General features: G+C 44.2%; 5 protein-coding genes and 1 pseudogene. 3 read left to right on the top strand and 3 right to left on the bottom strand.

The features are described from left to right. Positions 1-155: pseudogene (locus tag C162_RS35715) on the top strand (SpoVR family protein); the annotation flags it as partial. A 42-nt stretch (positions 156-197) separates the two neighbouring features. Here the strand turns inward: C162_RS35715 and C162_RS35065 are convergent. Genes C162_RS35065 through hsdR form a run of 3 tightly spaced genes read right to left on the bottom strand, consistent with a single transcriptional unit; the run spans position 198 to position 6,517 of the window. Then, the gene (locus C162_RS35065; RefSeq protein WP_063829077.1) at positions 198-1,781 is read right to left on the bottom strand and encodes a restriction endonuclease subunit S; all 1,584 of its coding nucleotides are present in this window, start codon (positions 1,779-1,781) and stop codon (positions 198-200) included. Beyond that, complete coding sequence (locus C162_RS30795) at positions 1,778-3,262, bottom strand: class I SAM-dependent DNA methyltransferase (RefSeq protein WP_036701370.1); 1,485 nt, start codon at positions 3,260-3,262, stop codon at positions 1,778-1,780. Before C162_RS30795 ends, C162_RS35065 begins: the two co-directional genes overlap by 4 nt. Before the next feature lie 3 nt (positions 3,263-3,265). Continuing rightward, positions 3,266-6,517 carry a type I restriction-modification system endonuclease gene (gene hsdR, locus C162_RS30800; protein ID WP_036701372.1) on the bottom strand — a complete coding sequence of 1,084 codons (3,252 nt, stop codon included), beginning with the start codon at positions 6,515-6,517 and terminating at the stop codon, positions 3,266-3,268. A 198-nt stretch (positions 6,518-6,715) separates the two neighbouring features. Here hsdR and C162_RS30805 point away from each other — a divergent pair, with 198 nt between their 5' ends. Together C162_RS30805 and C162_RS30810 are read left to right on the top strand one after the other, a co-directional pair. Next, complete coding sequence (locus tag C162_RS30805; RefSeq protein ID WP_156949751.1) at positions 6,716-7,006, top strand: hypothetical protein; 291 nt, start codon at positions 6,716-6,718, stop codon at positions 7,004-7,006. A gap of 278 nt (positions 7,007-7,284) precedes the next feature. After that, positions 7,285-8,045, top strand: a 761-nt coding sequence (locus C162_RS30810; RefSeq protein ID WP_036701376.1) for a SpoVR family protein, incomplete at its 3' end; no start/stop codon positions are given.

Consider the following 8,045-nt stretch of genomic DNA (forward strand, 5'->3'; position numbering starts at 1 on the left):
CCCCGGAGCCGGAAAAAGATATCGTCTGGTTCATCCAGCAATACTCTACCGCTCTGGAGGACTGGCAGCGCGACATCATGACGATGCTGCATGACGAGATGCTCTATTTCTGGCCGCAGATGGAGACCAAGATCATGAACGAAGGCTGGGCCTCGGTCAACTAAGGTGCTTAAGAAAAAAGACACCTATAAAGGCGTCTAAAATCCATTATCTTCTATTGTTTTGCTGAATACTTCTCTTATTAATTCTAAAGCATCATCATTTATATCATTAGTGCCAAGTTCACCCAAAAATGCTTTTGAAAGTACTGATTGTTCTAACGTGTTCAAATATTCACCGCTACCCATAACAGCTAGCGACTTATCTTCATTACCTAATAATTGGTTTATTAAGGTTTTAATTTTCATTTGCTCCTTTAATCCTGGTAATGGAATCCAAACACTCCTTACTGAAATTTTATCAATAGAAGTTGTAGTAACTCCCCTAATGTACTGGTTTATAAGAGTCTTTCCTAGAGGTGACTTTAGAAAATAAAAAACATACTCGTTATCAATATTTTCATCAATTCTAAGAGCAAATAAATTCATTCCTAATGATGAAGGTCTATCCAATTCAGGCATTAAATAAACAGAGCCAGTATTACCAATTTTACTGATAAGTATTTCCCCACCATATAGCTTACTTTTTGATAAGAAGTCGTAAGCTGATTTTGATAAGTATTTCATTAAAGTAGAAAAATTATCTTTTTCAAAATTTGTTGCGCGTATCATAAAAGCGTAATTTTCTGTATCTAATAATGTAACGTGCTTTTTTAGGATTTCATAACTACCATTAGCATGATAATCAGTCAAGTCAGTGATTATATCTCCAAGTTCTATCCATCTCCAATTATCTGGTATAGGATATTCAGGAATTTTATCCTTTAAGGTTTTTCTAACTAATTTCGTTGGCTTTTTGATATCCTGCTTTTTAGCTAGTTCACATTGTTTTTGATAGTCTTGTTCCTGCTTGATTCTAATTTTCGCTAAATAATCCTCTATACTTTCTATATCTGGATTCTTTTCTCTCCAATTCGCCGTCAATTCCCCACGAAAAACCTTATCCAAAATCGCCGCTCGACGAAGTTCAAATGTTTCTTTGGCTTCTTCGATTAGTTGTTTGGCTTGATTGATTTTCCTCAAAAGTCTTTCGACTTTATCTGCAATTCGTTTTTGTTCGAATAAAGGGGGTAAAAAACATAACATTTCTTTAATTGCGCTAGTTGAAAGTTCGGTTTGTTTAGTTGTTCCAGAAATAGATCGACCAATAGAATATTTCTGTATATAGGGACTAGATAACCAGTAAAATAAGAACCTAGGGTCTAATACTCTTTTATCTGATCGAACTATGGTAACATGTGAATCAGCCACAACAATCTCGTGACTAGTAGCCTTTGTTCTGTAAAGAGCAACTCTTCCAATTGTTCCTTCTCCAGTTGAATTCCACAATATATCATAATCCTGAAGAAATCTTTCCGGCTGGTAACTGTTTATTGTGTTAGGTTCAATAAATCTTGCCTTGCTTATATCAAGCCCGGACCACTGAACACATTTTTGAGAAATAACTGGAAACTCGTGCACATCGTCAGTGTATTTAGGTGACTTTCCTCTTTGAATATAAGCACATACACTTTGCAGCTTTACAACTGACCAATTCTCAGGCACCTTATAAGGCTGCTCCTCCACAGGCACCAACGCCTCCTGCAGTAACTCCTCAGCTGCCTTCCCTTTATTCTTACTCATACGTTATACTCTCCACGCGCTTCAGCAACCTGAAGCAACTCTTGACGTTCATCAGCAGCATACTCAGGCTTGTTCTCCACCGCCTTAAGCTCAGCGACAACCTCAAGCAGCAAGGTCATTGCTTCATCCAGCTTCGCAATCGCCAATTCCGCCGAATCGATCGGATCTGGGAGGTTGTCGTAGGCGGACAACGATTCATCCGCAATCAACCCAATATCCAAACTATCATCCTTTTTGCGGATATCCTCGCGAGTAAACACATTGAATCTTGCATCCTGCACAGTGCTGCGATCTTCAGCGGTGTAAGCTTCCACGAACACATCAAAATGCACAGTAGTCAACGGAGTCCGTTTCCCGAAGCTAGGCATATTTGTCCGCAGATCGTACACCCAAACATCTTTTGTACTTTCCTTATCCATTTTCTCACGCGTGAAGAATAATACGTTCGTCTTAACCCCTTGCGCATAAAAAATCCCCGTAGGCAGGCGTAGAACGGTATGCAGATTACACTTATCCATCAAGTCAGCACGAATCTTCGCTCCAACTCCACCTTCAAATAGCACGTTGTCAGGAAGAACAACGGCTGCTCGTGCTTTTCCATTCGCTTTTAATGCCCGATAAATATGCTGCAAGAAGTTCAACTGTTTATTAGAAGTTGTAAATGTTAAATCATCACGAGTAAGCCCTTCACCGCCTTGTTTGGTACCAAACGGTGGATTGGTCATAATTACATCGTAATTTTTCAAGCTCTTTCCGAGATCAGATAGCGTATCTCCAAGCATAATATCCCCATGCAGATCATGAAGCATTGCATTCATCATCGCTAGGCGATGGGTATCCTTAACTAGTTCCACCCCAGTGAAAGCTTCGTTTCTTTGAAACTCCGCTTCTTTTTGACTCAACTCAAAATAATCATCCGTCTTGCTCCGAATGTGACTATCTGCTGCAATCATAAATCCAAACGTTCCTGCGGCAGGGTCATTACAGCGTTCTCCTGGCTGTGGATCAACCAGCTTCACGATGACATCAATCAATGGACGCGGGGTAAAATACTGCCCTGCTCCCGACTTGGTTTCACTCGCATTCTTCTCCAGCAGTCCTTCATACAGATCTCCAAGCCCTTCTTCCTTAGCGGAATACCAGTCGAGCTGATCAATGGAGCGCACGATTTTCTCCAGATTCTTCGGTTCATCGATGTTGGAGCTGGCATTCATATAGATCTGCTTAATGATCTCGTTGCCTTCCTTACCAAGATCAAGCAGTAACTGACGATAATGATTCGTTAATTCCAGCCCATGCCGCTCCTGCAGCGAATCCCAGCGATATGGTTCAGGCAGAATGCCCTCATTATTCGTTTCCTTCATCATTTTAAGAAACAGCAGATAAGTCAGTTCCGTAACATATTGGTGATACGTGATGCCATCATCACGCAGTACATTACACAGGTTCCATAGCTTTTGTACAATTTCCTGATTTCTCATGGATTAAGCTTGCTCCTTTTGTCTGGTTGGATATAGCGCAACATTTATTGTAGCAACAATCTCGTCCAATTGACCATCAAAAATTTTATTCAACTGCTTATAACCGCCCTTACTGCGGAAAGGTTCCACATCGAATGCTTTTTCGGGATTCGGGTCCAGCACAGATTCTTGCAATAACTGCTTCTCAATCCGCTTCAACCAATCCTTCTGCACCTTCGGCCATACCCGCATCTCATAGATCTTCTTCATGGCATTCTCGATCCGTTCTTCATGGCTGAGGAGCGGGTCACCTAACGCCTGCTGGCGGATAAAGCTGATGATGTCTGCGGCGACGTCCTGCTGCTTCACATCACGCCATGCGGTTTGCAGGTTTTTCTCGGTAAAGCCCTTCTGATCCAGTGCCACCCGAAGCTTCCGCAATTCTTCACGGGTCAGATCATTCGGGCGGGTACAGATGATGTTGAGTGCCGGAATCAGATTCAGGTTTTCACGGATAAAACCGTTGAATCCTTCCAAATAGTCCTCAGGTTTGTTGGCTGTCCCATAGCCGCGTGTTACTTCTATCAACTTATCCTCATGCTCTGAGATGAACTGGCGGTTATGCCTCCCTCTATTCTCTTCAATGAACTGAAGCAATTGTGGTTTGCTTAATAAAGCTTCGCTAACCTGCTCTGCACTTGCTTTCTTTACCTCATCAATGAACTCATCAATACTCTGTCCATCGGACAGCGCTATGAAATCCTCATGATCCTGAGGTGTCCATCCCTGCTTCTTCCGCTGCATCTTGGCCACAATCTCTTCCTGATGTGACTTAATGTGGTGTTCACTCTTCATCTGCTTCAGCTCATCGACCAGAAGATCCAGGCTGACATGGGGTCTCGTCACAACGGGCTTCATATCTGTATAGGGCTTAAGTGACTCATAGATTCCTACAGCATCATAGATTGTAAAATGATCCTTATCAATCTCATCACAGCGGCGGGTGGCCCGTCCCAGCATTTGTTCATACAGAATACGGGAGCGGACACGCCTTAGGAAAACTACATGGGAGATACTCGGGATGTCAATTCCCGTTGTAAGCAAATCTACAGTGACCACGATATTTGGCCGCCGTTCATTTTTGAAGAGCTTAATGGCATGCAGTGGATCTTTGATCGATCCTGTAATTTTTAGAATCGCTCCATCATCTACTGGGCCGTAGACCTTCTCCAATTCTTGCTTGAAGATCCGAACCACCATATCCGCATGATCATCCGTTGCCGCGAAGATTAAGGTCTTCCCATCCGCTTCAGGATCGATATATTCAGTGAGTGCCTCCAGCACCACACGATTGAAACTCTCCGTAATCACCGTCTTGTTGAACTGGGTTACTTCGAGATTGACCTCGTCTTCCAGCATTTCCTTCTCCACGGTTCCCAGGTCCACATTATACACAGATACTTCCTCACCAATCTGCCACTTGATGCCGTTCTTCTTCAGTTCTGTTTCAAACTGGATGGGTGGTTCATGGTCGATAAGATAACCGTCAATTACAGCTTCACGGTAGGAGTAGTTAAAGATCGCTTTGTCAAAAATCTCAACCGTATGGAGCGCTGGAGTAGCCGTTAGCCCGATTCGCACCGCATCAAAATAATCCAGTACCTTCCGGTACTTGCTCACATAGTCGGCATGATCCCGAAATTCCAGTTCGATCTCTGTCATTTCCTTATCAAGCGTATAACCACGGTGGGCTTCATCCACGATGATGCAATCATACTGATCTACAGAAGGAATGCCTTTATCATCTTCGCTATAAAAAAGCCGCTTCACCATACCCTGAACGGTAGCAATCTGTACCTTCGTCTCCACATTAGGTTTCTTGTCGTCCAGCGTCTGAAGCTCAAAAATCTCAGTGAACGAGTGATAGCTCTCCAGCTTGGAATCCTTAAACGCTGCCTCGGCCTGACGGCCTAATGCTGAACGGTCCACGAGAAACAATATTCTTTTGAAACGATTATGTTTGATTAGACGATAAATTAGGCCGATGGCCATTCTCGTCTTGCCTGTGCCTGTCGCCATGGCTACCAGAATTCTGCGTTGTCCTGCTTCTATCGCATGTTCCACAGACAAAATCGCATCCTCTTGATACTCACGCAGATGCAGATAATCCAGTGATTCATCACGGAGATCCTTTGTAGCCTGATCGATGTCCTGCTGTAAAAGAGCCTTCAACCCTTCTGGTGAGTACCAGGTTTGCAGCACTCTGGTATGGTTCGTAGGCTTGCGTGCATCCAGAAACCAGATTCCAGATTTGTGTTCAAGCTGTTTTAAATAGGGTCGCCCATTTGTTGAAAACAAGAACGGAACCTGATAATTCCCCCAGGGTCCATGAATGATTTCTTCACCATGCTTAATCACATAGGAGGCATACTTCTTTGCCTGTTCAATGTCGGCTTGAACATCCTTGCTCTGGCGTTTGGCCTCGATAATACCGATCAGTTCCATTCCATAGAAAAGAGCATAATCCGCAAAACCATTTTTTAAAGGCCATTCTGCTATAGCCAGATATCTCCCTTTTTCAGGACGGGTCCCTGCGCTAAAACGCAATTGTATTGTATCTGCTTCCCAGCCTGCCTGCCGCAGCTTCTCATCGATGATCATTCTTGTCTCAGCTTCAGTCAGTTGGAGGGCACTGCCGAGCTTCCTGGCCTTCGAATGACGTTTCTGTTTCTCTTCCTGAGTCTTGGAATCCTGAAGTTCGGTCAGCCGCAGGAGCTCTTGTTCCAGTTGCTGCACTTTGGCGTCGTAGGAAGCAGACAACTGCTCGAGCTGCTCTTCATTGTATACAGTGTCATCTGCCTCTGCCGGCTCCACATACTCTGGCGCTGTAAAGTCCCATTCCCCATAGACCTGCATAAACCAGACGGCTAGACGAAAAGCAAAATGCACAAGTGCCTTGGCCTCTTCGGTTGTACCATAATTGCCCTGATGTGCAGCTTTGTTGCCTTGTTTACGGATAGCGTGCAGCATATCCAGCAACTCTTCCGTAAGCAAATCTTCACGGCTCAGAAAGTTCAAACGATCTATCTGATTCAGACCCTCAGCCTGTCTCATTTCTTCAAGAGCACAGATGAATTTCGTCATCGTCTCTCCAAACATACGGAGCTTCATTAATGATGTATTGGGATCGGTATACATATTCCGTTCAGCCATTTCGGCCAGATTAGACAGAATATTCCAATGGTTCGACAAGAAAGTGAAATTGCTATTGTTCATATCATTCACCTCTGGATGTTTTATTCGTAAAATGTAAAATGATTCATAGGAAAATATTCCTAAGTTCATAATAACATGTCTAAATACAAGGGGAATATAAAAAAAATAAGGACTCAAATTGAGTCCCCCACACTTGTTTCATCTATACGTCTTAGCCAGGCATCGAAAAAACTTCTGCTGAGGTTCTCCACCCAATGATTGCATAATAGACAATTATGCTTTCAAGGAAAATCTTACGTAGACCTTAAAGACTTGGTCCAGTTAATTGAAGAAAACTTTGGATTCAACGTTACACTGCAAAGAAAAGAAGATCATCCCAATTTTACAGAAGACCAAAAGAAGAGAATGAGTACCGTCATTTTTAAAGATGAGGACGTTCTTTCACAGCTTCACAAGGCCAAAAATGACCGTGAGAATGGAATTTCCACATATAGCAACAGCGAAGAGGCGTTTGCCCAATTACTGAAAGAGGTTCAGAATGAACAATGACCGCTACAATGTTCTGTGGACCACATATGCACGGGTAGCTCTTGCCCGTATGGGGAAGCTCAAAGTAAATTCAGCAAACGTTTTTAAGTTTGTAACTTTGCTAATTCTGGACTATCTGAAGAATAGCCTAACCTCTCAGCCTATTCGCTGTGGTTAGGCTATTTTTTGTACAATAACTCTTCTATTCCCTCATGCAGCGCGCATGCCCATCATACTCCTTCCCCTCCCCCCATATACATAGGAAGAACGGTTCACAAGCTGGAAGGAGAGATGGATGCATGCCCGGTGATGATGAGATTAAAGCGCTGGAGCGGTCGATTGCCGAGATTACGGAGATTGCTTCCGGGTTCGGACTCGATTTCTATCCGATGCGTTATGAGATATGTCCGGCGGATATTATTTATACCTTCGGTGCGTACGGGATGCCTACCCGGTTCGGGCACTGGAGCTTTGGCAAGACTTTTCATAAAATGAAGGCTCAATACGATTTCGGCCTGAGCAAAATTTATGAGCTGGTCATCAACTCTAATCCGTGCTACGCCTTTCTGCTGGACGGCAACTCTCTGGTGCAGAATAAGCTGATTGTTGCGCATGTGCTGGCGCACTGCGATTTTTTCAAGAATAATATGCGCTTCTCCATGTCCAACCGGGATATGGTCGAGAGCATGTCCGCCACCGCCGACCGCATCAATGATTATTCCGTCACTTATGGCACAGACACTGTAGAGAGCTTCATTGATTCAGTGCTGGCGATCCAGGAGCATATCGACCCCAGTCTGATCCAGCCGCGCAAGCTGGGCAAGACTCATCTGCTCGAAGCCAAAATGAAAGAGCGCAAGGACTCCCCTCCCGGCGCGCCTGGACCGGCTAATGCCTACAGTGAGCTGTGGGATCTGGAGAAGAGCGATGCTGCTGTGCAGGAGCCGGAGACTGCCGGTAAGCGTGCTTTTCCCCCGGAGCCGGAAAAAGATATCGTCTGGTTCATCCAGCAATACTCTACCGCTCTGGAGGACTGGCAGCGCGACATCATGACGATGCT

Origin of the sequence: Paenibacillus sp. FSL R7-269, assembly GCF_000517865.1 — a bacterium.
Lineage (GTDB): Bacteria > Bacillota > Bacilli > Paenibacillales > Paenibacillaceae > Paenibacillus_AQ.

Excerpts from the sequence above, each read along its gene's own strand:
- C162_RS35065 (WP_063829077.1), bottom strand. The coding sequence starts at position 1,781 with ATGAGTAAGAATAAAGGGAAGGCAGCTGAGGAGTTACTGCAGGAGGCG.
- C162_RS30795 (WP_036701370.1), bottom strand. The coding sequence starts at position 3,262 with ATGAGAAATCAGGAAATTGTACAAAAGCTATGGAACCTGTGTAATGTA.
- hsdR (WP_036701372.1), bottom strand. The coding sequence starts at position 6,517 with ATGAACAATAGCAATTTCACTTTCTTGTCGAACCATTGGAATATTCTG.